Origin of the sequence: Mycobacterium heidelbergense (assembly GCF_010730745.1) — a bacterium.
In the GTDB taxonomy this organism is placed as follows: Bacteria; Actinomycetota; Actinomycetes; order Mycobacteriales; family Mycobacteriaceae; genus Mycobacterium; species Mycobacterium heidelbergense.
The window spans coordinates 4,951,727-4,976,883 of record NZ_AP022615.1; the positions used below are offsets into that span (position 1 = coordinate 4,951,727).

The 25,157-nt window shown below is 65.7% G+C and carries 15 protein-coding genes; 9 read left to right on the forward strand and 6 right to left on the reverse strand.

The window, feature by feature from the left end; genetic code table 11:
• Positions 1–74 precede the first annotated feature (74 nt).
• From pks2 to G6N25_RS23030, 5 genes are all read left to right on the forward strand, one after another.
• Positions 75–6,350, forward strand: a complete 6,276-nt coding sequence (gene pks2, locus G6N25_RS23010) for a sulfolipid-1 biosynthesis phthioceranic/hydroxyphthioceranic acid synthase (protein ID WP_083074839.1) — start codon at positions 75–77, stop codon at positions 6,348–6,350.
• Positions 6,351–6,411: 61 nt separating this feature from the next.
• A complete protein-coding gene (locus G6N25_RS23015; protein WP_142272707.1) occupies positions 6,412–7,857 on the forward strand; it encodes a condensation domain-containing protein in 1,446 nt (481 codons plus the stop codon).
• Between the two features lie 46 nt (positions 7,858–7,903).
• Positions 7,904–9,154 carry a glycosyltransferase gene (locus G6N25_RS23020; RefSeq protein WP_083074842.1) on the forward strand — a complete coding sequence of 417 codons (1,251 nt, stop codon included), beginning with the start codon at positions 7,904–7,906 and terminating at the stop codon, positions 9,152–9,154.
• Between the two features lie 129 nt (positions 9,155–9,283).
• A complete protein-coding gene (locus tag G6N25_RS23025) occupies positions 9,284–12,976 on the forward strand; it encodes an MMPL/RND family transporter (RefSeq protein ID WP_142272708.1) in 3,693 nt (1,230 codons plus the stop codon).
• A gap of 119 nt (positions 12,977–13,095) precedes the next feature.
• Positions 13,096–14,010 carry an IS982 family transposase gene (locus G6N25_RS23030; RefSeq protein ID WP_083077667.1) on the forward strand — a complete coding sequence of 305 codons (915 nt, stop codon included), beginning with the start codon at positions 13,096–13,098 and terminating at the stop codon, positions 14,008–14,010.
• Positions 14,011–14,045: 35 nt separating this feature from the next.
• On the opposite strand, the gene G6N25_RS23035 is transcribed toward G6N25_RS23030, so the two are convergent.
• From G6N25_RS23035 to G6N25_RS23045, 3 genes are all read right to left on the reverse strand, one after another.
• A complete protein-coding gene (locus G6N25_RS23035; protein ID WP_083075236.1) occupies positions 14,046–15,803 on the reverse strand; it encodes an AMP-binding protein in 1,758 nt (585 codons plus the stop codon).
• 66 nt (positions 15,804–15,869) lie between these two features.
• Positions 15,870–16,739, reverse strand: a complete 870-nt coding sequence (locus G6N25_RS23040) for a MurR/RpiR family transcriptional regulator (RefSeq protein WP_083075129.1) — start codon at positions 16,737–16,739, stop codon at positions 15,870–15,872.
• Between the two features lie 8 nt (positions 16,740–16,747).
• Complete coding sequence (locus G6N25_RS23045) at positions 16,748–18,181, reverse strand: MFS transporter (protein WP_158084900.1); 1,434 nt, start codon at positions 18,179–18,181, stop codon at positions 16,748–16,750.
• Positions 18,182–18,320: 139 nt separating this feature from the next.
• On the opposite strand from G6N25_RS23045, the gene G6N25_RS23050 reads away from it, so the two are divergent.
• From G6N25_RS23050 to G6N25_RS23060, 3 genes are read left to right on the forward strand one after another with little or no spacing between them, the layout of a single operon-like run.
• Positions 18,321–19,142 (forward strand): phytanoyl-CoA dioxygenase family protein, encoded by an 822-nt coding sequence (locus tag G6N25_RS23050; protein WP_083075133.1) that lies wholly within the window; start codon positions 18,321–18,323, stop codon positions 19,140–19,142.
• Entirely contained in the window at positions 19,139–19,771 is a 633-nt protein-coding gene (locus G6N25_RS23055) for an HD domain-containing protein (protein WP_232065890.1), read from the forward strand. The genes G6N25_RS23050 and G6N25_RS23055 overlap by 4 nt, the downstream gene beginning before the upstream one ends.
• Before the next feature lie 15 nt (positions 19,772–19,786).
• Entirely contained in the window at positions 19,787–21,121 is a 1,335-nt protein-coding gene (locus G6N25_RS23060) for a hypothetical protein (protein WP_232065891.1), read from the forward strand.
• A gap of 45 nt (positions 21,122–21,166) precedes the next feature.
• Here the strand turns inward: G6N25_RS23060 and G6N25_RS23065 are convergent, their stop codons facing one another.
• On the reverse strand, positions 21,167–21,931 hold the full coding sequence (locus G6N25_RS23065) for a GAP family protein (RefSeq protein ID WP_083075135.1): 765 nt from the start codon (positions 21,929–21,931) through the stop codon (positions 21,167–21,169).
• 221 nt (positions 21,932–22,152) lie between these two features.
• Between G6N25_RS23065 and G6N25_RS23070 the strand changes: the two genes are divergently transcribed.
• The gene (locus G6N25_RS23070) at positions 22,153–23,103 is read left to right on the forward strand and encodes a glycosyltransferase family 2 protein (protein ID WP_083075137.1); all 951 of its coding nucleotides are present in this window, start codon (positions 22,153–22,155) and stop codon (positions 23,101–23,103) included.
• Here G6N25_RS23070 and G6N25_RS23075 read toward each other — a convergent pair.
• Both G6N25_RS23075 and G6N25_RS23080 read right to left on the reverse strand, forming a co-directional pair.
• On the reverse strand, positions 23,026–24,168 hold the full coding sequence (locus G6N25_RS23075) for a rhamnan synthesis F family protein (RefSeq protein WP_083075138.1): 1,143 nt from the start codon (positions 24,166–24,168) through the stop codon (positions 23,026–23,028). The two genes, G6N25_RS23070 and G6N25_RS23075, sit on opposite strands and share 78 nt — an antisense overlap.
• Positions 24,165–25,121: a rhamnan synthesis F family protein gene (locus G6N25_RS23080; protein ID WP_158084902.1), complete on the reverse strand. Its 957-nt coding sequence runs from the start codon at positions 25,119–25,121 to the stop codon at positions 24,165–24,167. Before G6N25_RS23080 ends, G6N25_RS23075 begins: the two co-directional genes overlap by 4 nt.
• Positions 25,122–25,157 lie beyond the last annotated feature (36 nt).

Sequence of the window (25,157 nt, forward strand, 5' to 3'; positions counted from 1 at the left end):
GATTTCCCGAAGCTCTGATAAGAGCGTGCTGCAGTGATAGGAACTTGTGGATAGGCAGGGAGAGGTGAAGGACCGTGGATAAGGCAGGCGTCACTCCGGTCGCCGTCATTGGGATGGCATGCCGGCTGCCCGGGGGAATCGACTCCCCTGACCTCTTTTGGGAAGCGTTGCTCCGCGGCGACGACCTTGTCAAGGAGATTCCCGCCGACCGCTGGGACGTCGACTACTACTACGACCCCGAACCGGGTGTGCCCGGCCGGTCGGTGTGCAAGTGGGGCTCCTTCCTCGACAACGTCGGCGACTTCGACCCCGAGTTCTTCGGCATCACCGAAAAAGAAGCGACGGCGATGGACCCGCAGCACCGGTTGCTGATGGAAACCGCTTGGGAAGCCATGGAACACGCCGGTCTCACCAAGGAGACCATCGCCGAGGAAACGGGCGTTTTCATCGGATTGAACTACGGCGACTACCAATTCGTGCACGCCGCCACCGATGCCTTCGACGGACCGTACGGAAACCCCGGGACCATCTCCTGCATGGCGTCCGGTCGGGTCTCCTACGCGCTCGGGCTGCACGGTCCCGCGGTCACCGTAGACACCGCCTGCTCGTCCGGCCTGTTCGCGATCCACCAGGCCTGCCGCAGCCTCAGCCAGGGTGAGAGCAAGCTCGCGTTCGCCGGCGGCGTCAACGTGATGATGGAACCGCGCAGGTCCGCCTCGGCCTCGGCGGGGGGGATGCTGTCGGGCACCGGGCACTGCCATGCGTTCGACGTCAAAGCGGACGGCTTCGTATCCGGCGAGGGCTGCGTGGTGCTGTTGCTCAAGCGCCTGACCGATGCCCAGCGGGACGGCGACCGGATCCTGGCCGTCGTGCGCGGCACGGCCGCCAACCAGGACGGCCACACCATGAACATCGCGATGCCGTCGGGCGAGGCGCAGGCCGCGGTCTACCGCGCCGCGCTCGTCGCGGCGGGCGTGGATGCCGGCACCGTCGGCATGGTCGAGGCGCACGGCACGGGCACCCCGGTCGGTGACCCGATCGAATACGCCAGTCTCGCCGAGGTATACGGCATCGACAACCCGTGCGTGCTCGGCGCCTCGAAGACCAACTTTGGACACACCCAGGCGGCCGCCGGTGCGCTGGGGTTGATGAAAGCCGTCCTCTCCGTCCAGCACGGCGTGGTCCCCAAGAACCTGCACTTCGAAACCCTGCCCGACGAGATGGCCCGGATTGACACCGGATTGTTTGTGCCGCAGGAGATTACGCCCTGGCCGCTGAGCGGCGGGCAACCGCGGCGCGCGGCGGTGTCGGCGTACGGAATATCCGGGACGAACGTCCACGCCATCGTCGAGCAGGCCCCCAAGCCCCTCTCCCCCAACGGCGCGGCCACCAGGCCGGACCGCGACGGCACGCTGCTGTTCCCGCTGTCGTCCTCGTCTGCAGACGGCCTGCGGGACACCGCCGGACGGCTGGCCGACTGGGTCGAGGCACGTTCCTCGGAACTGGCGACGCCGGATCTGGCCTACACGCTCGCCCGCCGGCGCGGGCACCGTTCCGTGCGGACCGCCGTGTTGGCCGCCAGCAACGCCGAACTCGTGGAGGCACTGCGCGAGGTCGCCGACGGCGACGCCATCTACCAGGAAGTGGTGGGCCAGGAGGAACGCGCTCCGGTCTGGGTGTTCTCCGGACAGGGTTCGCAGTGGGCCGAGATGGGCGCGGACCTGCTGGCGAACGAGCCCGCGTTCGCGGCGACCATCGCCGAGATCGAGCCGCTGATCGCCGCCGAATCCGGCTTCTCGGTGACCGAGGCGCTGACCGCGCCCGAGAAGGTGGCCGGCATCGACCGGGTGCAGCCGACGCTGTTCGCCATGCAGGTCGCGCTGGCGGCCACGATGAAGTCCTACGGGGTCCGCCCCGGCGCGGTCATCGGCCATTCGATGGGCGAGTCCGCGGCGGCCGTCGTCGCCGGGGCGCTGTCCCTCGAGGACGGGGCGCGGGTCATCTGCCGCCGCTCGCGGCTGATGACCAAGATCGCCGGCGCCGGCGCGATGGCATCGGTGGAACTGCCTGCCCAGCAAGTGCTTTCGGAGCTGATGGCGCGCGGCGTCAACGACGCCGTGGTCGCGGTGGTGGCCTCCCCGCAATCCACCGTGATCGGCGGAGCCACCGAGACGGTCCGCGAATTGGTGGCGGCGTGGGAGCAGCGCGAGGTGCTGGCCCGCGAGGTGGCCGTCGACGTGGCATCGCACTCGCCGCAGGTCGATCCGATCCTCGACGAGCTGTACGACGTGCTGGCGGAGATCGAGCCGCTGACCCCGGAGGTGCCGTACTACTCGGCCACCTCGTTCGACCCGCGCGAGGAGCCGTACTGCGACGCCAACTACTGGGTCGACAACCTGCGCCACACGGTGCGGTTCTCGGCGGCCGTGCAGGCGGCGCTGGAAGACGGCTACCGCGTCTTCGCGGAGCTGTCACCGCACCCGCTGCTGACCCACGCCGTCGACCAGACCGCCCGAAGCCTCGACATGACGGTGGCGGCCCTCGCCGCCATGCGCCGCGAGCAACCGCTGCCGCACGGGCTGCGCGACCTGTTGAGGGACCTGTACGCCACGGGCGCCACGGTCGACTTCTCCGTGCTGTTCCCGGGCGGCCACCTGCTCGACGCCCCGCTGCCCGCCTGGACCCACCGGACATTGCTGCTGAGCCGCGACGGTCACAGCTCCCGCGCGCTGCGCTCCAGCGTCGCGGTGCACCCGCTGATGGGTCAGCACGTGCGCCTGCCCGAGGAGCCCGAGCGCCACGTGTGGCAGGCCGAGATCGGCACCGCGACGCTGCCCTGGCTGGCCGACCACCAGGTGCACGGCACGGCCACCCTGCCGGGCGCAGCCTACTGCGAGATGGCGCTGGCCGCGGCCCGCACCGTCTTCGGCGAGGCATCCGGCGTGCGCGACGTCCGCTTCGAGCAGATGCTGATGCTCGATGACGAAACCCAAATCAGCCTCACCGCAACCGCGGAGACGCCCGGTTCCCTCGCATTCGCGGTGGAAACCAACGAGGACGGCGTGCAGGCGCGCCGCGCGGCCGCGGTGTTGCATGCCGTGACCGACGAGGAGCACCCGACCGCGCAGGACATCGAGGGCCTGCTGGCCGCGCACCCGAGCCGTCTGGAGGGCGCCGACCTTCGCGACGCCCTGGACCTGTGCGGCATTCAGTACGGTCCCGCGTTCACCGGCCTGGCCGCCGCGCACACCGCCGAAGGGACCGGCACCACGGTGCTGGCCGAGATCGGGCTGCCCAGCGTGATCCGCACGCAACAAACCAGCTACGGCGTGCATCCTGCGCTGCTCGACGCCTGCTTCCAGTCCGTTGCCGCTCATCCCAGTGTGGCCAACGCCAGCCTCGGCGGCCTGCTGCTGCCGCTGGGCGTCCGCGAGCTGCTCGTCCACGGCCCCGTCCACACGGCCCGCTACTGCTACTCGCGGGTGACCGCGGCGACCGGTGGCGCCGTCGACGCCGACCTCGACGTCCTGGACAAGCACGGCACCGTCCTGCTGACCGTCCGCGGCCTGCAGATGGGCACCGGCATCTCGCCGAGCGGCGAGCGGGCCCGCGTGATGGCCGAGCGGCTGCTGACCGTCGAATGGCAGCAACGGCAGCTGCCCGACGTGGCCGCCGCCGAGGCCGGGGCGTGGCTACTGGTCAGCACCTCCGACGCCGCCGATCTGGTGGCGGCCGCGTTCACCGACGCGATGAAGCTGCACGAGGCGGAATGCACCACGCTGTCCTGGCCCGCGCGGGCCGACCATTCGGCCGTCGCCGGGCGACTGCGCGGCGAGATCGAAAAGGGCGGGTACGCCGGCGTGGTGGTGCTCACCGAGCCGAAGAACGGCAACCCGGACGACGAAAGTGCCGTTCGCGGCGGCGATTACGTCCACCACCTGGTCCGCATCGCGCGCGAACTGCCGGAGATCGAGGGCAAGTCGCCCCGGCTTTACCTGGTGACGCGGAACGCCCAGAAGGTGTTGTCGGAGGACGTTCCGAACCTCGATCAGGGCGGGCTGCGTGGGTTGCTGCGGGTGATCGGCTCGGAGCATCCGCACCTGCACACCACTCACATCGACGTGGACGAGCAGACCGGCGCCGAGCAGGTGGTGCGCCAGCTGGTGTCGGCGGGTCCGGGAGAAGACGAGACGGCGTGGCGCAACGACGAGTGGTACACGGCGCGCTTGTGCCCGTCACCGCTGCGTCCCGAGGAGCGGCACAACACCGTCGCGGTCCACGACAGCGATGGCATGCGCATGCAGATCCGCACGCCGGGTGACCTGCAGACGATGGAGTTCGCCGCGTTCGACCGCGTCCCGCCCGGTCCGGGGCAGATCGAGGTGGCGGTCACCGCGTCGAGCATCAACTTCGCCGACGTGCTCAACGCGTTCGGCCGCTACCAGAGCCTGGACAACATCCTGCCGCAGCTGGGCACCGATTTCGCCGGCGTGGTCACGGCCGTCGGCCCCGACGTCACCAACCACAAGGTCGGCGATCGCGTCGGCGGGATGTCCCCCAACGGGTGCTGGGCCACGTTCGTCACCTGCGATGCGCGCCTGGCCACCACGCTGCCCGACGGGCTGACCGAGGCCCAGGCCGCGGCGGTGACCACCGCGCACGCCACCGCCTGGTACGGACTCAACGACCTGGCCCGCATCGGGGCCGGCGACAAGGTGCTGATCCACTCCGGCACCGGCGGTGTCGGGCAGGCCGCGATCGCGATCGCCCGCGCCGCGGGGGCGGAGATCTTCGCCACCGCGGGGAGCGAGCAGCGCCGACAGTTGTTGCGCGACATGGGCGTTGAGCACGTCTACGACTCGCGCAGCGTGGCGTTCGCGGACCAGATCCGCGCCGACACCGACGGCTACGGCGTCGACGTCGTGCTGAACTCGGTGACCGGGGCCGCCCAGTTGGCCGGGCTCAAGCTGCTGGCGCTCGGTGGGCGGTTTGTCGAGATCGGCAAGCGCGACATCTACGGCGACACCAAGCTGGGCCTGTTCCCGTTCCGGCGCAACCTCGCCTTCTGGGGCGTGGACTTGGGCTTGATGTCGGTCAGCCACCCCCAGCAGGTCAGCGAAATCCTGGCCACGGTGTACCGGTTGACCGCCGACGGCGCGCTGCCGATGCCGGAGAGCACCCACTACCCACTGGCCGAGGCGGCCACGGCGATTCGGGTGATGAGCGCGGCCGAGCACACCGGCAAGCTCATCCTCGACATCCCCCAGGCCGGTCGCAGCAGCGTGGTGTTGCCCCCCGAGCAGGCGCCGGTGTTCCGCCGCGACGGCTCCTACGTCATCACCGGCGGCCTCGGCGGCCTCGGGCTGTTCCTGGCCGAGAAGATGGCCGCCGCCGGCGCGGGCCGCATCGTGTTGACCTCGCGCTCGGAGCCGACGCTCAAGGCCCTCGAGACCATCGAACTGGTCCGCTCGATCGGCTCGGACGTGGTGGTCGAATGCGGTGACATCGCCACGGCCGAGGCCGCGGAACGGTTGGTGGCCACCGCGACCGCGACCGGGTTGCCGCTGCGCGGTGTGCTGCACGCCGCCGCGGTGGTCGAGGACGCCACCGTGACCAACATCACCGACGAGCTCATCGACCGCGACTGGGCCCCCAAGGTGTATGGCGCGTGGAACCTGCACCAGGCCACCGCGGATCAACCGCTGGACTGGTTCTGCTTGTTCTCCTCGGCGGCCGCCCTGCTGGGCTCGCCCGGCCAGGGCGCCTACGCCGCGGCCAACAGCTGGCTGGACGCCTTCGCCCACTGGCGACGCGCCCAGGGCCTACCCGCCACCGCCATCGCGTGGGGCGCCTGGGGCGAGATCGGCCGCGGCGCCGGGTTTGCCGAAGGCAGCGGCGCGGCGATCACCCCCGACGAGGGCGCCTACGCGTTCGAGGCGCTGCTGCGCCACGACCGCGCGTACACGGGCTACAGCCCGCTCATCGGGACACCGTGGATCGCGTCCTTCGCGGAACGCAGCAAGTTCCTCGAGATGTTCAAGTCCGCCGGTGAAAAGCGTTCGGGTTCAAGCAAACTGCGCGCCGAGTTGGCCGAGCTGCCGCTCGACGAGTGGCCGACCCGGCTCCGGCGCCTGCTCTCCGAGCAGATCGGTCTGATCCTGCGTCGCAACATCGATCCGGACCATCCGCTTTCCGAGTACGGCCTCGACTCGCTCGGCAACCTGGAATTGCGCACTCACATCGAGGCGCAGACGGGGGTACGCATCACCTCTGCGGACATCACCACCGTGCGGGGTTTGGCGGATCACCTCTTCGACAAGCTGGCGCCCAAAGAGGAGGCTCCGGCGTAACGAAAATGGTGACCAGAGCGAAATGACCTGTATTGCAGGGGTTGGAAAAGAGGAGGGAAACGTGTTCATAGGTGGAGGCTCTGAGCACGACAGCCTGCGCGTCGGCAACGCCTACGACTGGGATCCGGGTCCGGGGTCGGTCGTGACGTGGCAGCCGACGCCCGGGTGCGCGGCGAAGGCTCGCCAGGCGCCCGTAAGCCCGGTGCCGCCCAGCTCCATGCAGATGGGCCACCTTCGGGGGTTTGTCGAGTTTCGCCAGCGGGGGCTGGACTATTCACGGGCGGTCATGGGTTCCTGGGATGTGCCCGGCCGGTGCGACATCCGCGCCATGACCTACGTCATCAACGCGCACCTTCGCCGGCACGCGACCTACCACAGCTGGTTCGAGTACAAGGACGACAAGAACATCGTCCGGCACACCCTCAAGAACCCCCGCGACATTCAGTTCGTCGCGAAGGAGTACGGCGTGCTGACGCAGCAGGAGTGGCAGGACCACGTGTTGGCCACGCCCGATCCGCTGCAGTGGGATTGCTTCAGGTTCGGCATCATCCAGTACGACGACCGCTTCGCGTTGTATGCGGTCGTCGACCACCTGCACTGCGACCCGATGTTGATCGCGGGCCTGTATGTGGAGATCCTGATGAACTACAACGCCCTGCTGGAGGGCAAGGCGCCCGTGTCGCTGCCGCCGGCGGCCAGCTACGACGATTTCTGCATGCGCGAAAGCCAATGCGTGTCGGGGATGACCCTGGCGTCCCCAGAGGTGCGCAAGTGGATCGAATTCGCCGAAGCCAACGGCGGAACCCTGCCGGACTTCCCACTGCCACTTGGTGATCAATCGATCCCCTGCGGCGGGGACGTCCACGTGGAACGGCTGTTGGGGCCGGAGCAGACCGCTCAGTTCGAGGCCCTGTGCCAGCAGTCGGGTGCCCGGTTCAGCGGTGGGTTGTTCGCGTGCGCGGCTCTGGCCCAGTACGAATTGACCGGCGCGGAAACGTATTACGGGCTCACCCCCACCGACAAGCGCAAGAGCCCGGCGGACTTCATGACGGTGGGCTGGTTCACCGGTGTGGTGCCGTTCACCGTCCCCGTCGACCCGAGCTCGTTCGCCGAAACCGCCCGCGCCGCTCAGGCGTCGTTCGACGAGAACATGGACCTCGCGAACGTGCCGTTCGACCGCGTGCTGGAGCTGGCGCCCTGGCTCAAGAGGCACGGACCGCAGTTCACCATGATGAGCTACATGGACGCGGGCCTTCCTCCCCTGTCGGCGATCGTGGCGACCGCGCTCGACGGCGTCAACGCGACCGCGTTCACCGACGGCAGGAGCCCGGCGTACATGTATTCGACGGTGTTCCGGCTGTTCGACGAGGTCTCGATCATGGTGTCCTACCCGAACAACCCGATCGCCCGGGAGTCCGTGACCCGCTACACCGAAGCGATGAAGTCGGTGTTCGATCGGGTGGTCGCAGGCACCTTCGCGAGCGTGCCCGTCCGCGTAGCCAGGTAAGCACCGGAGCGCTTTCCCGCGCGGACAGCGTCTGAAAGTTGCGCCGATGAAGTTCGTCTTGGCAGCGCATGGGACTCGCGGCGACGTCGAGCCGTGCGCCACGGTTGGTGTGGAGCTTCGGCGCCGGGGACACGAAGTCCGAATGGCGGTGCCGCCCAACCTGGTTGACTTCGTCGAGTCGGCCGGGGTGTCCGCCGTCGCCTACGGGCCGGATACCCGAGAGCAGATCGTCGCGGTCGCGGACTTCACGCACAACGCCTTCAAAGTCCAGAACCCGATCAACTTCGTGCGCGCCGGCAGGGAGCTTTTCGTGGAGGGCTGGGCGGAGATGAGCCGGACGCTCACCGCGCTAGCCGACGGGGCCGACCTGCTGTTGACGGGCCAGACCTACCACGGGGTCGTGGCGAATGTCGCGGAGTACCACGACATTCCGGTGGCCGGGCTGCATCACTTCCCGGTGCGGGTCAACGGCCAGATCGGCCTTCCGTTCCTGCCGTCGCCGGCACCGGTGGTCCGCACAACGTTGAAGGCGGGCTGGCGCCTGTATTCACAGATCACCAAGTCCGAAGAGGACGCGCAACGCCGCGAACTGGGTCTGCCCCGGGCCACGGTCCCCGCGGCGCAACGGATGGCCGACGGCGGCATACTCGAGATCCAGGCCTACGACCAAGCGGTGTTTCCGGGGCTGGCGACCGAATGGAATGGCCGGCGCCCGTTCGTCGGCGCGCTGTCGTTGGAGTTGGCCGCGCACGGCGACGATGATGTCGCCTCCTGGATCGCCGCGGGAAAACCCCCGATTTACTTCGGTTTTGGCAGCACGCCGGTCAAGTCCCCCGCCGAGACGGTGGCCATGATCGCCGACGCCTGCGCGGAGCTGGGCGAACGGGCGTTGATCTATTCCGGCGCCGACGGCTCGGGGCCCGTTCCGCATGCCGACCACGTGCGGCTGGTCGGCCAGGTCAACTACGCGACGATCCTGCCCACTTGCCAGGCGGCCGTCCACCATGGTGGCGCGGGCACCACCGCCGCGGGCCTGCGAGCGGGGCTCCCGACGTTGATCCTGTGGGACGTGGCCGATCAGTTCATCTGGGCGACCCAGGTCAAGCGGCTGAAGGTCGGTTCGGCCAAGCGTCTTTCGACCATAACCCGGAGATCGTTGGTCGCGAAGCTCCGCGAGATCCTCGCCCCCGAGTGCGTGGCCCGGGCGCGCGACATTGCCCCGCGGATGACCAAACCCGCCGTCGGAGTCGCCACCGCCGCCGACCTCTTGGAGCGGGCCGTCCGAGTGGGCGTGTGAGGCGGTAGGAAAGCCTCTGAACAGCGGATTTACTGTCAAGATCACGGGAGGATCACGGTCACCATCGGGATCTTGATTAGCCCACGCGAGTAGAGCCTTGATTGTAGGGTGGGTTGGGTGTCGAGCCGGATAGGCACAGGCGAGGCAGCCAAGCCTGGGGGAATCTTCGACCGCATCGGTGATGTCGTCGTGCGGTGGCCGCTGCTCGTCATCGCCTGCTGGATCGCGTTCGCGGCCACCCTGGCGCTGGCCTTTCCCCCGCTGATGGAAGAGGCCAGCAAGCGCGAACAGAAGCCCCTGCCGGACGACGCCCCGACGATGATCGTCAATCAGGAAATGGCCAGGGCCTTCGCCACTCCGGGCAACGACTCCGCGGCGCACAAAGGCCCCGGCGACTCCAAAAAAGCCGGGGACCCCGACGCGGGCGGCGCCAACCCGCTGGGTGGTGGCGGCTCGCTCCTGATGATCCTGCTGACCGATGAGAACGGCATTTCACCCGCCGACGAGGACGTCTACCGCAAGCTGGTGGACAAGCTGCACCAGGACACGCAGGACAAGTTGACGGTGCAGGACTTCCTCAGCACCCCGCAGATGCGCGAAGTCCTGGCGAGCAAGGACGGCAAGGCCTTCATCCTGCCGGTCTCTTTCCCCGGTGCGGCCACCTCGCCCACGACGGTCGCGGGATACAAACACGTCAAGGAGGTCGCCAAAGAGGTCACCGCGGGGACCTCGCTGACCGCCAACGTCAGCGGACCGTTGGCGACCATCGCCGACGCCACCGAAATGGCGCAGGAAGACGCGCATTTCATTGAGATCGGCACCGTGCTCAGCGTCCTGATCATTCTCTTCATCATCTATCGCAACGTGGTCACCATGTTGGTGCCGCTGCTCAACATCGGCGCATCCATCGGAACGTCGCAGGGCGTGTTGTCCGGGCTGTCCCAGGTCGGCCTGCCGGTGAACTTGCAGAGCGTCGTCCTGATGAGTGCGGTCATGATCGGAGCGGGAACGGACTACGCCGTCTTCCTGATCAGCCGCTATCACGACTACGTGCGGCACGGCCAGGACTCCGACCGAGCGGTCAAGATGGCGTTGATGTCGATCGGCAAGGTCATTGGCGCATCGGCGGCCACCGTCGCGGTCACCTTCCTCGCGATGGTGTTCACCAAACTGGAAGTGTTCTCCGCCGTCGGCCCGGCGATTTCGATTTCGGTCGTGGTGGCGTTGCTGTCCGCGGTGACCCTGCTGCCGGCCCTGCTGGTACTCGCCGGACGGCGTGGCTGGATCAAGCCGCGACGCGACCTGACCACTCGGACGTGGCGGATTATGGGGACGCGCGTGGTGCGCCGGCCCCGCCTCCATTTAGCCGGAAGTCTGGTCGTGCTCATCGCTTTGGCCAGCTGCACCACCGTGATGCGCTTCAACTACGACGATCTCAAGACAATGCCGGCTTCTGTGGACAGCTCCAAGGGATATGATGCAATGAATCGCCATTTCCCGATGAACGCGTTGACCCCAATGGTGTTGTTCGTCAAGTCATCCCACGATTTGCGGTCACCGACGGCTCTTGCCGACCTCGAGCAGATGGCCAGCCGGGTCAGTCAGCTGCCCGATATCACGATGGTGCGCGGTTTGACCCGGCCCAACGGAGAACCGTTGGAACAGACCAAAATCTCGTTCCAAGCCGGCGAAGTGGGCAGTAAACTCGACGACGCATCCGGCCAAATCGCCAACCACGGGGGCGATCTGGACAAGCTGGTCAACGGCTCCAACCAGCTGGCCGACGCACTGGCCCAACTTCGCGACCAGGTCACCGGGGCCCTTTCCAGCCTCAGCGCCGTGGTCGGGCCGCTAACGGCCATGGAGCAAATGCTGGGCGGCGACAAGACGATCAACGCCCTCGACCAGGGTGCCCAGTTCACCGGACAGATGAAGTCGCTCGGCGACAACCTCAATACGTCCACTCTGAACGCTGAAACCATTGCCGCCTGGGCAGGTCCGATGCTGGCATCGCTCAACGACAGTCCGGAATGCAATGCCGATCCGGGCTGTGTGAATTCACGCACTGGGCTGGCGGCAATGGTGGCGGCAAACAATGACGGAACCCTGGATTCGATCAAGATTATGGCCCGTAACCTACAAGCGGCCCAGAAAACGCAGACCATCGGCCAGACGCTGGATAAAGTGCAGCAAACCATGGTCCAAGCCTCCGCCGCCATGAAGACCATCAAGAACCTGCAATCCACCATGACCCAAGCGCAACAAGGCGCCAATGCCCTCGCCGACGGCAGTCGAGCTATAGCCGGCGGCGTCAAAGAATTGGTCGATCAGACCAGAAACATTGGCAGCGGACTCGGGGAGGCGTCGCAGTTCCTGCTCAACATGAAGCACGACGCCGACAAGCCGTCAATGGCCGGCTTCAACATTCCGCCGCAGATCATGACCCGCGACGAGTTCAAGAAGGGCGCCGCGATCTTCATCTCGCCGGACGGGCACGCGGCGCGGTACCTCATCCAAAGCTCGCTGAGCCCCTTCACCACCGAGGCCATGGATCAGATCGCGAAGATCGTCAAGGCCGCGCAATCGGCGCAGCCCAACACCGAACTGTCCGACGCCACGGTGCAGGTGGCGGGAATTCCCAGCGGGCTTAAGGACACCCGCGACTACTACAACAACGACATCGGGTTCATCGTCTTCGCAACCATCATCATCGTCTTCCTGATCCTGGTCGTCCTGTTGCGGGCGGTCGTCGCACCGCTGTATCTCATTGGGTCGGTGCTGCTTTCGTACCTGTCGGCGATGGGCCTCGGCGTCCTGGTGTTCCAGATGATCCTCGGGCAGAACCTGCACTGGAGCCTGCCCGGGCTGTCGTTCATTCTGCTCGTCGCGGTCGGCGCGGATTACAACATGCTACTCATCTCGCGCATCCGCGACGAGTCGCCGCACGGCGTGCGCGTCGGCGTCATTCGCACCGTGGGTTCGACCGGCGGCGTAATCACCTCGGCGGGTTTGATTTTCGCCGCCTCCATGTTCGGTCTGATGACGGCCAGCATCTACACGATGGCCGAGGCCGGTTTCATCCTCGGGATGGGGATTTTGATCGACACCTTCCTGGTGCGCACGATCACGGTGCCGGCGCTGGCCGCCATGATCGGCCAGAAGAACTGGTGGCCCTCGCACCTGGGCAAGAGCGCGGCCCAGGTCTACGCGGCGCACCAAAAGAAGCAGCAACAACTCGATCAGTTGACTGAGCAACTGGTCCGGATGAAAGTGATTCCCAGCCGCGACACGTCGACTTCGGCGCGCCCTTCGCCGGCGGCCTACGAGGCCGGTCAGCAAAGGGAACGGCTGTGGCTTTCCGACGATCTGCTCGTCCGCCTCAAGCTCATCCCCAGCCACAAATCGCACCCCCCGTCTCCCCGCCAACGCGCGCATGATGCGCATACAGCGGCGCCCGGCTCGACGACCAACGGCAAGACGTCAACCGAACGCCTTCCCGAACACGCGCTTCCCCTCTTCGACCTCAGCGCACTGCCACATCACGTGACCCACGATCTCCAGGAATCGACGCTGGACTCGGCGACGCCCACCAACGGCAACGGCAGCCACCCGACGGACCATTACCTCGGGCACTCGCTGCCCCTGTTCGGGCAGGACTTCCTGCCGCGTCGGCCAATCACCGTTGGCACCAACGGTAATGGCCATGCCAACGGCAACGGCAACGGCAACGGCAACGGCAACGGCAACGGTGAACAGTCCACCGAGGACGACCTCGGCAACCCGCTTCCCCTGTTCGGCACGAACGTCGTGTCGCCCGACTAAAAACCTAGGGACACCTAGATGAGTAATTCCAAGGGGTGTGACTGGTGTGGCTGCTGTGATTTTAGGGTGAGGGTGTCCAGGATTGGCGTTGCTAACCCAACCTGGCACTGGAGGCCGAAGTGGACGCCGACCTGGACACCCTCGCAACCGCACTGTACGTGACGACGGACGATTTTCTCGCCGACAATCCACAACACCGGCCGTGGCGGCCGAAGGTGGGGCTCACACCGCGGCTCTCGGATGCCGAATTGGTCACGCTGATGGTGTTGCAGGCATTGCTCGGCTTCACTTCTGAGGCGCGGTGGTTGCGCTATGCGAATATCCACCTGAGCGGGATGTTTCCCGATCTGCCAACGCAATCGGGTTACAACAAGCGTGTCCGGGCGGCGACCGGGATGCTGCGCGCGGTGTTCGCACATCTGGTCGCGTGCACCTCCAGGTCCACCGATGACATGTGGATCGCCGATTCCACACCGGTGGAGTGTGGGCGATCACGCGAGACCGCCCAACGCTCGGATCTGGCTGGCTGGGCCGAATACGGATACTGCGCGTCGCACTCTCGGTACTTCTGGGGACTGCGGCTGCACCTGCTGTGCACCCCGGCGGGGCTGCCGGTCGCGTTCGCGCTTACCGGGGCCAAGGCCGACGAACGCGACACACTGCTGGGCATGCTCGATGCCGATCCTGGTCTGCTGACCACCCGCCTGCACCAACAACTGATGGCGGACAAAAACTACTACGGCAAGCAGTTCGAAACCGAGCTTGCCGGCAAGGGCATCACTCTACTGCGGCCCGCCCGCAAGGGCGAGAAACCTCGTGCGGGACAACGGTTCTTCAAACCGTTACGGCAAATCATCGAATCCATCAACAACACGCTCAAGGCCCAATTGGACCTCGAACGCCACGGCGGACGCACCATCGCCGGTGTCGCTGCCCGCGTCCTACAACGCGTCCTCGCCCTCACCGCCGCGATCTGGCACAACGACCACACCAGCCAACCCATCCTGCGATCCCTAACCGCCTACGACCACTGACCCCTTGGAATCAATCATCTAGGGCCGCGGCGGTCCTACGCGTCTAACCGGGTGAATTCGTCCTGGCGGTACAGCTCGACGCATTGCGACCGTCTGATCTTGCCGCTGGTGGTGATGGGAATCGAGCCGGGCGGCACGAGAACGAGGTCCGCCACACTCAGCCCATGAGACTTCGAAATCGCTGATGTCACTTCGCGTTTCACGCCCCGCAGCCTGTCGGCCGCCTCCTCGTCGTCCGGGTCGCCGCGCCTCTTGAGCTCGATGATCGCCACCAGCTTTTCCACGCCCTTGTCCGGAACCGCGATCGCCGCGCAGCGGCCCGCGGTGATCTCCTGGATCGTTGCCTCGATGTCGTCGGGAGAATGGTTGCGCCCGTAGACGATCAAGAGGTCCTTGATGCGGCCGATGATGAACAGCTCGCCGTCGGAGAAGAAGCCGGAGTCCCCGGTTCTCAGCCAGGGGCCTTCTGGTGTGCCCGGTGAAGGCTCGACAATCGTTGCACCGAACGTGCGTTCAGTCTCGTCGGGCTTCTGCCAGTAGCCGGAGGCGACGTTGGCGCCGTGCACCCAGATCTCGCCGACCGTGCCACCCGGGCGTTCGCGGCTCGTGTCCGGGTCGACGATGCGCACCAGCATCGACTTCGGGTCCCCGTAGCTGACCAGCGGTGTGCCGCTTCCGGATTCACACCGGTTCGCTTGGCCACCGGGCAGTGTCTCGGAGTCGAAGTGACCGATCTCGGGCGGATCGCCCACTTGGCGGGTGGCTATGTACACCGTCGCCTCCGCCATGCCGTACGAAGGCCGCAGCGCCCTGGGGTCAAAGTTGAAGGGGGCGAACCGGTCCGCGAATCGCTTCAGCGTCGCGGGCTGCACCCGCTCGCTGCCGTTGAGAATCGTGTGCACACCACCGAGATCGAGCCCGGCCAGGTCGTCGTCCGACGTCTTGCGCACCGCCAGCTCGTAGGCGAAGTTCGGGCCCGCCGAGATCGTGCAACCGCTGCGCGCCAACAATTGCATCCACCGGGCCGGCCGCTGCAGGAACCCCACCGGGCTCGTCAACAGCGTCGGCACGCCCGCCAACAGCGGCATGATGATTCCCAGCAGGAGACCCATGTCGTGGTAGAGCGGCAGCCACGACATCACGGTGATGTCCGGCGGGGCCACCCCGCCCTCGCGCGCAAAGAAGTCGCCCATGATCTGCTCGAAATTGGCGAAGACATTTTTGTTGGAGACCATCACACCGGCGGGCGTGCGGGTGGACCCGGATGTGTACTGCAAATAGATGAAATCCGACCCGTCACCAGCGCCGGCGCGGGGTCTCGGGCCCGTGGGCCGCTGCCGGGAATCGAGGTCCAGCAAATCAACTTCGACGATCGAGGGCGCGGATTGCGTCCGCTGCGACTGCACGGAGGCGCTGACGTTGTCGATGACCGCGGACGTCGTGAGGATGACGGCGGGCGAGGTGTCGGCCAGCACCGAGATGGTGCGCTCGTCGTGGGCGCCGCCGTAGGGAACCGACAGCGGAACCGCGACCAGTCCGGCCTGCAGCGCGCCGAGAAAGCCCAGGATGTAGTCAAGCCCCTGAGGTGCCAGTATGAGCGCCCGATCGCCGGTGGACCCGCGCGTTCTGAGCTGCTCGCCGAGGTTCAGCACCCGCCGATACAACTGCGACCACGTCAGGGTTTGTGCGACGCCGTCCCAATCCTGCTCGTAGTCAAGGAATGTGAACGCCGTGTCGTTGGGCTGCAGGCTGGCGCGCTCGCGCAGCACGGCAGGGATGGAAGACTGAACCACGGACAACAGACTACCTTCGTCGGGAACGTTTCCGTGGCCGGACGCGGCGTTCGGCGGCAGGAGCATTTAGATGCGGTGCCGTGTCAGGGCTTCCGCGGTCGCGCTTTGTGCCTCACGGGCTCGTTGGAGGGTCTTCAGGAAGACGGCCGCGTGCAGGGCATCGAACACCGCGATGTGCGCGATCCGGCTCGTCACCGCTTCGACGCGGAAGTCGGTCTCTTTGGCGCCGGCCACCAACACGATGTCGCAGAGTTCGCTCAGCGGCGAGCGGTAGAAGCTGGTGATCGCGATCGTGGTCGCGCCGGCGTCCTTGGCCGCTGCGACCGCCATCAGCGATTCGCTGGTTTGGCCGGTGTGGCTGAAGCACAGGCACACCGCGCCGGGCTTGAGCAGTCGTGCCGCGACGTGCTGAACGTGCCCGTCCGCGGGCGCTTCGGCGCTCAAACCGATTGTGCGCAGGCGATATCCGGCGTCCTGGGCCAACGGGGCGGACGTCCCGACGCCGACACAGAGCACATGAGATGCCTCGGAAACCGCGGTGACCGCGGATTCGAACCCGTCGCCATCGATGGTCTCGGCGGCCCCGGCGACGGCCGCCTGCGAGTCGGCCAGGACCTTTTTCAGCACGACGGAGGGGTCGTCGGTCGGGCAGATCCCCTCGTGCAACGTCTCGTCGGTGGGAATGGTGTCAGCGGCGAGCCGAATTTTCAGGTCGGCGTAACCGCGTAGCCCGATGTCCTGGCAGAATCGGACCACCGACGCCACCGAGGTGGCGGTGCGTTCGGCCAGGTCGCTGACGGTCAGGTGGATGATCGCGCGCGGGTCGTCGAGAACGGCCTGGCCGATTGTCTGGGCGCGCGGGGTCAGGTTGGGCAACGCCGCGCGGATATGCGCGACCACCGATCCCGTCGGGGGGTGGGGATCGGTGGCCGTCATAAGTTGAATCATGGCACGACGGGCATCTCCGGCCGAGGTACAAGCGGGCCGGGAGTCGCCGGGTGCCCGTCGCCCGTTCCGGTCGATGCGATGTCGTCAAGCGATCGGCCGCAGGGTTCGGACACGATCAACGAGAGCGCGACGGCCGCCAGACAGCAGGCCGCCGCGACGAGTTCGGTGCCCTGCAAACCCCAGGCCGCGAGCATGGGCGGAAAGCTGATCGCCCCCACGAACGCCCCGAGCTTGGCGGTGCCGGCGGCAAAGCCATGCGCGGTGGCCCGAATCGGTGTCGCGAAGAGCTCCCCGGCGAGCAGCATCGTCGTTACCCCGGGCCCGAACCACGTGAAGAAGCTGCTGACACCGTAGGCGGCGATGAACAGACCAACGCTGTTTCTGACTTGCGGCAGCAGCGCGATGGCCGCGAAGCCGGCCGCCATGCCGATCAAGCCCACCACCTGCAACCTGATGTGACCGATCTTGTCGATCGCCCAGATTGCCACTCCGAACGCCGGCACCGTGAAGGCCGCATACAACACGAGATTGACCGCGACCGTGGTCATTGTCGACGTGTGGGGAGCAACGCTTTTCACCAGCAACGGTGCGCTGATGGTGTTGCCGTAATAGGCGACGTCGAAGAGAAACCACACTCCAGCCGCCATCAGCACGGCCCGCCACACGCCGGGGGCAGCCAGGCATTGCCACATCGTCCGCCGTTGGCCCGGCGTGCCGATGGCAGCCGTTGTCGTTCCGGTGAACGCCGTCAAATCCGCCGCGGCCCGCTCCCCGTCGATCTCGACGAGGAATCGTGGCGACTCGGGCGTCTTGGAGCGCGCGTAGAGCACCAACAACGACGGGACTGCGCCCAGCCCGAGCAGCAACCGCCACGTCAACGAATGATCCAGCCCGAATGCGAGGAGGACCAGCGCGGCGGTGGGCCCGGCGATCGAGCCCAGGACGTAGCTGAAGAACATCAGCGCGATCATTCGGCCGCGATCGGCGACGTTGGCGAACTCGGTCATGATCACACCCGATACCGGATAGTCGCCACCGATCGCCAGTCCGAGAATGAACCGGAATACCAACAGCCACAAGAAGTTCGGCGACAATCCCGAGGCGATTGCGGCGAGGGTCATCACCAGGGCGGCCAGCCCGTACATGCGCTTGCGGCCCAGGAGATCGGCCAATCTCCCCCACACCACCGCCCCGATCGCCGAGGCGATGAGCGCAGTGCTACCCACCAGCGCCACTTGACCGGTCGTCAATCCCCATTGCGGCTTGATCAGCAGCAGGGCGGTACCGATCACCGTCAGGTCGTAGGCGTCGGTGAAAAAGCCCGCCCCCGAGACGACGATCGCTTTGTAGTGATAGCGCTGAAATCGCGATCCATCCAGGACCGCGATCACTCCGGGCGGGTCGCCCTGCTGACTCCGGGTCTGTGTCATGTGGCAGAAGCTACGTAACCGATGAAACGATCTGCCGAACTGTGAGTTAATAATGAATGGATATTTCATCCTCCTAACTAGTACTGATTGAAACTAAATTTCCAACCGTGCTACGGTCCCGGCAAAGATGAGGGAGAATATGTCGACAACCTGCCGAAACACCCAGCCGGCCGCCGCGCTCACACGCCGGCTCTCGCGAGGCGAGACGGACGCGTTCGCCCGCGATGGCCACGTGACGGTGCCCGATTTCCTGGCCGCCGAGGGCGTGAAGCGCATCAGGCGGTGGGTTTGCGATGTCGAGCGATGGCCGGACGACAGCGGGGCCGGCTGGTTGCAGCACGACGAGCAGACCGGCGCCGGGGTGCGCCGCACCCGCACGGAAAACTTCTCGCCCTTCCACGACGGCCTGCGCGCTCTGCTGACGTCCGGGGCCATTCCGGCGATGGCCGGCCAGCTCCTCGACGAACCCGCGGTCCTCTACAAGGAAAAGATCAACTACAAACACCCCGGCGGAGCGGGGTTCGCCGCGCACCAGGATGCGCCCGCCTATCCGCACGTGGCCGTGAGCGTGAGCTGCCTTCTCGCGGTGGATGATTCGACCATCATGAACGGTTGCCTGGAGTTCGCCAGCGGCATGCACCAAGAACTGCTGCCGACCGACGGGGACGGCTGCATTCGCCCCGACGTCGCCGAAACGCTGGCATGGCAACCCTTTCCGGTGCGCGCCGGTTCTTTGGTGTGGTTCCATAGCCACACACCACACCGCAGCGGTCCCAACACATCGCCCACCTCGCGGCGCGCTTTATACCTGACCTACAACGCGGCATCGCTGGGCGACCTGCACGAGGCCTACTATCGCGACAAACGCGCCGCCCTGTCCGCCGCCGACGCGGGTGCGACCCAACGAATCAGCCTCATCGGACACTTTCGCGGCATCGCGCCAACCGGGCGGCGCCAATGACCGCCCGATCTCGTTGGCCGCTCACCAGCCCCACCACCGCCGCCGAAGTGGCCGACATTATTTTTGCCCTCTTCACCGAACGCGGCGACACTTGCTATGACGAGTCAGTCACCCAGAGCCAGCATGCCGCCCAGTCCGCCGCACTCGCCGACGCCGAAAACGCCGGTGTCACAATGACGATCGCCGCGCTGCTGCACGACATCGGGCACCTCGTGGTCGACGAGCACAACGGCAACCACGGCTTCCTGGACGGCGACGAGAAGCATCAGCACGTCGGCGCAACCGTTCTCGGCCGCTGGTTCCCGCCGGCCGTGACCGCGCCCATCGCCCTCCATGTCGCCGCAAAGCGCTACCTGGTCGCGACCGATCCCGCCTATGCCCGCACGCTCTCCCGCGCCTCCGTGCAGAGCCTGCGGATACAAGGCGGACCGATGAATGCCGAGGAAATCATGGGGTTCCGCGCGCTCCGGCACGCCGAGGACGCCTGCCGTCTGCGCCGTTGGGACGACGCCGCCAAAGTCCCCGACCGACTCACCCCGCCGCTTGAACACTATCGCGAACGATTGGAGTCGCTCGTGGTACTCCGGCGGTCGCGGAACACAAACCGCTGCGCATCGCGCCGCAAATAAACTACCGTGTACGCGGTGGACAACCGACTCGCACACATGGACCAGGCGTCATTCCTGGGTTTGCGGGCGCTTGGCTATGGGGCGCTGGTGCAGTTCAACTGGATTTACAACCGCCCGGCGGACATTGACGGCTTGCGTCGCTTCCACCGAAATCTCAGCTACGGATTGTTGGGGCGGCGGGTCGAACGGTCCCCGTTGCCTTTCGCGCGCGATCGGTGGGTTGTCTTTCGGGGACCCGAAGACATCGAGATCGTCGAAACACCACGCCCGCGTGCGGATCTGGAGGCGTGGCTCCATGAACGCGCGCGCCTGCCCCTCGACCCGGAATACGGCCCCGGCTTTCACCTCGGGGTGCTTCCGCTCGAGGACGGCGGAACCGCGATCAGCCTGATGACCTCGCATACCCTCGTGGATGGGCTCGGGATCTTGCAGGCGATCGCCGACGCGGCCAGCGGCAATGCCCGCGATCTGGGCTATCCACCTCCCGGATCACGGACCCGCGGGCGGGCCCTGCTTCAGGACGGCTGGCAAACCGTCGCGTCGGCACCCGAACTGGCGCGGGCGGTGGCGGCGACGGTGCGCATCGCTCGGCACCGGCGCAAGGACGTCGCCGCATCGATGGCGTCGGCGCCGCCGTCGCCACGGGGTCCCGGCGACGATCGGCCCCTGGTGGTGCCCTCCCTGACCGCTTACGTCGACGCTGCGGAGTGGGATGCGTGCGCGAAAAGCATTGGCGGAAACAGCTTCACGCTTTTCGCGGGATTTGCGGGCAGACTCGGTGCGCGGATGGGGCGCGTTTGCCGCGGAACGGTCACCCTGTCGTTTCCGATCAGCGACCGCACCGAAGACGACACCCGCGGCAACGCATTGGTGTTTCCCGTGGTTTCCGTCGACCCGACACACTTGTCGTCGGACCTGGGGGAAGTTCGCCTCAAGTTCAAGCAGGCGTTTGCCGACCTGGCGGAGATCACCGAGGAGTTGCTGGGCCCGCTGCCACTGACCTCGTTGACCCCGAAGTGGGTCGCGCGGCGGGCGGCCGGAATGGGGCTGGGGGCCGCCGGCCTGCCCATCGGCTGCTCCAATGTTGGGGACATGCCCCCGGCGGTGAACCGACCCGACGGCACCGAGGCGGACTATACGTCCGGGCGTCTGATCGAACCCGGCATCAACAGGCGAGCCCTCGAACGCATGGGTGGCCAGCTGTTCGTGGTGTCCGGGCGCGTCCACGGAAAAGTCTTCATCGCGGTCAACGCCTACCTTGCCGGCCGGACAAACACTCAAGACGCGCTGCGGGAAGATGTCTCACGCACGTTCGACGAATTCGGTGTGGCCGTAGAGATCCACGGGTAGCCAGGCTACTGCCAAAGCCGGCCGAAACGCCACTGTAGGAAAGGCTTAGAGAGCAACGACGCCTTGGACCACACCGATGACACCCATGACGCCGAGTGTGTACTGAGTGAGCTTCCGACCGTACGCCTGCATCCAGTTTTTTAGCTGCAGCATTACTGCTTCAGTTTTCTGTGGCATCGCCAAGTAGCCGACCAGCGGGATCTCGATAACTGTAAGCACCAAAAGGATAAACACCAGAAATGCACTGAACTGGGCGCCGATATTAGCTCCAGAAGCCATAATGATGGTCAGGGCTGTGACGCTCTCGATGGGCGGTGCCGATGTTGCGAGGCCGACCACAAACGCGGGCCAAACGAAGCCTCCGCAGGTGAGCATGTTTTGGGTGCGGGCTCCCATCCGGGCAATCAGGCCCGGTCGCTCTGGCTGTAGCGCTGCCCCGGACACGCCACCAACGGGGACGCCGACACCTACCGGTGTCTTTTCGCGTGCTCGCTGACGGGCCGAGATGACTAACACGGACAGCAGGGCCAGGACGCCAAGGGTGATCTGAAGGCGCCCACCCGCAAGGATAACGATCGATGACCTAACTTCACTAAGCATTGACACACCGGCGCGAATTACCGGCAGCGCGACATCACGCCCCAATACCAGGACAGCTGTTGCTAAGAAAACACCCGACACCACGCCACCCAGCCAGAAGGCAAACAGGTTCAGCATGGGTCGGCGCCGCGTCACCAAGACCAGCGCGAGCCCGATCCGGATAGGGTCGGTCGCCATCACCAACCCGATATACAGAACCGCGGTCCACATCGCGGGTGACGTTACCCCGTTGCGGCGTATCTCGTGGCGTAACGGGCGAATTCGCATGTACGACCGCTGACCAACGTCACCGCTGGCGGTGTGGATTATGACACACGTCACCTATCTCACGAAAGCCGCGGGCCTCGGGGGCGTTGCGGGAATATCCGCAGCTCCAGGCTATGCTTAAGCGGCTTTGCCGGACGGCCAGGAAGGGCAGCTGCACGGTAGCGATGGGTCCGAACGAGGTTGACGACGTGTCGGCGAGCCCGACGGTCTCGGTATGTGTACCGATGTACAACAACGCCGCCACGATCGCACGCTGTCTCCGGAGCATTTTGGATCAGGAGGGTGTCGAGTTCGAGATAGTGGTCGTCGACGACGATTCGTCAGATGATGGTGCTGCCGTTGCCGCAACAATGCTCCGGCCCGGAGACCGACTGATACGTAATGAGTCTCGGCTCGGCCTCAACGGAAACCACAACAAATGCATAGAACTCGCACGGGGCTCTTGTGTCCAGTTCGTGCACGGTGACGATTGGTTGCTTCCGGAGTCCCTCAAGAAGCTGTCCCGATGTTTCGAGGACCCAACTGTGGGAATGGCTTTCGCCCCCCGGCGCCTCGTGAGCCACGACGTCCCGTGGTGGCGGCGACCGCCACGCAAGCCCCACAGCTACTTTTTTAAGCTCCGGAAATACAATCGCGGATCGTCGTTGGTCACGCAGCTGGCCGTGCTGAGCGCTGGCGGCAATTTGATCGGTGAGCCGACCTGCGTGATGTTTCGGCGTCGGCTGGCACTTGGGGTGGGGGGCTTTCGCGACGACGTATATCAGCTCGTCGACTTGGATCTCTGGCTGCGCTTGATGCTGCGATCAGCGATCTGTTTTGTGCCCCAAGAACTGTCGGTGCGTACCCACACGGCCGGCACCGCGACCGTACGCAACGTGAGCACCGGACGGAACTGGCTGGACCACCTACGCATTCTCACGTGGCTGATCGTGGATCCGGCGTCGACCACGGCGATTCGGATCGCTGCCACAGCCTGGTGGATGCTGCTGTGGCTGGCGCTGCACATCCGGGTAGCGGTGTTCGGGCCACAGCGGAAATCACGTTTGAGGATCTTGGTCCAAGCACCTGTTCACGAGTTCGCCCGCGCTCGGCGCTTGGCGGCCCGGCTCTCGTGATGCCTTAAGGGACGCGGTCCGGTCCAGGATCTCGTCGACGAGCCGGTCCCTGAGGGTGGCATACCGAGAGGGCCTGACCCAGGCGGGTTCTCCGCAGCCGAGCCTTTCCACGTTCGACTGGATGAGTTCGTAAGGGTAAGGGGTGTGCCGCTCGATGAACCCGCGCAGGTTCGCCATCGAATGATGCCATGGCGTGTTGTAGCGCGGCAGGATCGTCTTGAGGAAAGGGAACCGTAGGTGCTCGATCAGGCCATCCCAGAAGTAGATGGTGTTGTTGAGGGATGGGCCGGAGAACCTGCTGCTCCACTGGTGCTCCGGCGAGCGCCCATAGGTTCCCTTGATGGCGGCCGAGGAGACGAACGGCTTGATGCTCAACCCCGCTTTACGGGCACGCCTGGATAGCCCAATCTCACATCGCCAGATCAGGATCCGTTTGTGCACGATGTACTGGAAGCCATTCCAGAAGTCGTTGAGGAAGGGGCGGGTGCGCGCGTTGAGGTCCCAGGCCAGAAAGAACGACTGAAGATGCGGGCTCAGCAGCTCGGTGCTTTCGATGGCGCCGTACATGTCGGCACCATGGAACGAGCTCCACATCTCCTCGAGGGGAAAGAGCGGACCGTACACACTGTCGTTGGCGAGGACCAGGCGATCGAACTGATCCAGCGACCAGCCACGCTCCCGCAGGAGACACCAGGCCAAGTGCCACGAGCCGAAATCCAGTGACAACGTCTGGCGAGTGAAAACACCGGCGCAGAGATCGCGGATGGGAGCCACCGACTCCGGCGTCAGCGACGGCGAGCCGGAAACGAACACGATCGTCGCCCCCAGCCCATACAGCGCCTTCAGGTAATACACGACGTAAGGGTCGACGATGCCCTGGGGATCGAAGTGCGCGAACAGAACCAGACTGCGCCGCCCCGGCGGGGGCAGTGCGGGAAGCTCCTGATGGGTTTCACATACGAAGCGCAATGCATCACCGCTACGGCGGTAGCGCAGAGCGGCCCTGGTGTGGTCGGACTGAACGTGGAGCGTGTCAAGGAGTTTCACAATGGCCTCGTATGTCATCCCACGCTGTGGAACTCGAGCCACGTTCGTATTCGCAGAGCGGTGGGGCTTGGCTTGATCCACGAAGCCTCGCCAAGGCCGAGCCTGTCCACGTTCGATTGAATGAGGTCATAGGGGTAAGAGGTGTGCTGTTCGATGAACTCGCGCAGATATGCCACGGACTCCTGCCAGGGCGTGTTGTAGCGCGGCAGGCTTGCCTTGAGGAAAGGGAACCGTAGGTGCTCGATAAGGCCATCCCAGAAGTAGATGGTGTTGTTGGCGGTTCGTCTCTTCGCCAACAGCCCGGCCCTCGGATGCTCCGGCGCTTGCCCATAGGTTGCTTTGATGGTGGCGACCGAGGCGAACGGTTTGATGCTAAACCCAGCCTCACGAGCACGAGTTGTCAAGCCAATCTCGTATTTCCGAATAAGAAGCAGCTTGTCCACAACGTACTGGAAGCCATTCCAGAAGTCGTTGAGGAAGGGGCGGGTGCGCGCGTTGAGGTCCCAGGCCAGAAAGAACGACTGAAGATGCGGGCTCAGCAGCTCGGTGCTTTCGATGGCGCCGTACATGTCGGCACCGTGAAACGAGCTCCACATCTCCTCGAGGGGAAAGAGCGGACCGTACACACTGTCGTTGGCGAGGACCAGGCGATCGAACTGATCCAGCGACCAGCCACGCTCCCGCAGGAGACACCAGGCCAAGTGCCACGAGCCGAAATCCAGTGACAACGTCTGGCGAGTGAAAACACCGGCGCAGAGATCGCGGATGGGAGCCACCGACTCCGGCGTCAGCGACGGCGAGCCGGAAACGAACACGATCGTCGCCCCCAGCCCATACAGTGCCCTCAGGTAATACACGACATAGGGATCGACCACGCCATGCGCGTCGAAATGTGCAAACAAAACCAACGTGCGCCGATCGGGCGGAGGCTGTGCCGGCAGCTGCAGATGGGTTTCGCACACGAAACCCATCGCATCACCATCCCGGCGATAACGCGCGGCAACCCG

Coding starts and splice junctions, on each gene's coding strand:
- G6N25_RS23020 (WP_083074842.1), top strand. CDS start 7,904: ATGAAGTTCGTCTTGGCAGCGCATGGGACTCGCGGCGACGTCGAGCCG.
- G6N25_RS23070 (WP_083075137.1), top strand. CDS start 22,153: ATGGGTCCGAACGAGGTTGACGACGTGTCGGCGAGCCCGACGGTCTCG.
- G6N25_RS23055 (WP_232065890.1), top strand. CDS start 19,139: ATGACCGCCCGATCTCGTTGGCCGCTCACCAGCCCCACCACCGCCGCC.
- G6N25_RS23050 (WP_083075133.1), top strand. CDS start 18,321: ATGTCGACAACCTGCCGAAACACCCAGCCGGCCGCCGCGCTCACACGC.
- G6N25_RS23065 (WP_083075135.1), bottom strand. CDS start 21,931: ATGTGGACCGCGGTTCTGTATATCGGGTTGGTGATGGCGACCGACCCT.
- G6N25_RS23080 (WP_158084902.1), bottom strand. CDS start 25,121: ATGGGTTTCGTGTGCGAAACCCATCTGCAGCTGCCGGCACAGCCTCCG.
- G6N25_RS23040 (WP_083075129.1), bottom strand. CDS start 16,739: ATGACGGCCACCGATCCCCACCCCCCGACGGGATCGGTGGTCGCGCAT.
- G6N25_RS23075 (WP_083075138.1), bottom strand. CDS start 24,168: ATGACATACGAGGCCATTGTGAAACTCCTTGACACGCTCCACGTTCAG.
- G6N25_RS23045 (WP_158084900.1), bottom strand. CDS start 18,181: ATGACACAGACCCGGAGTCAGCAGGGCGACCCGCCCGGAGTGATCGCG.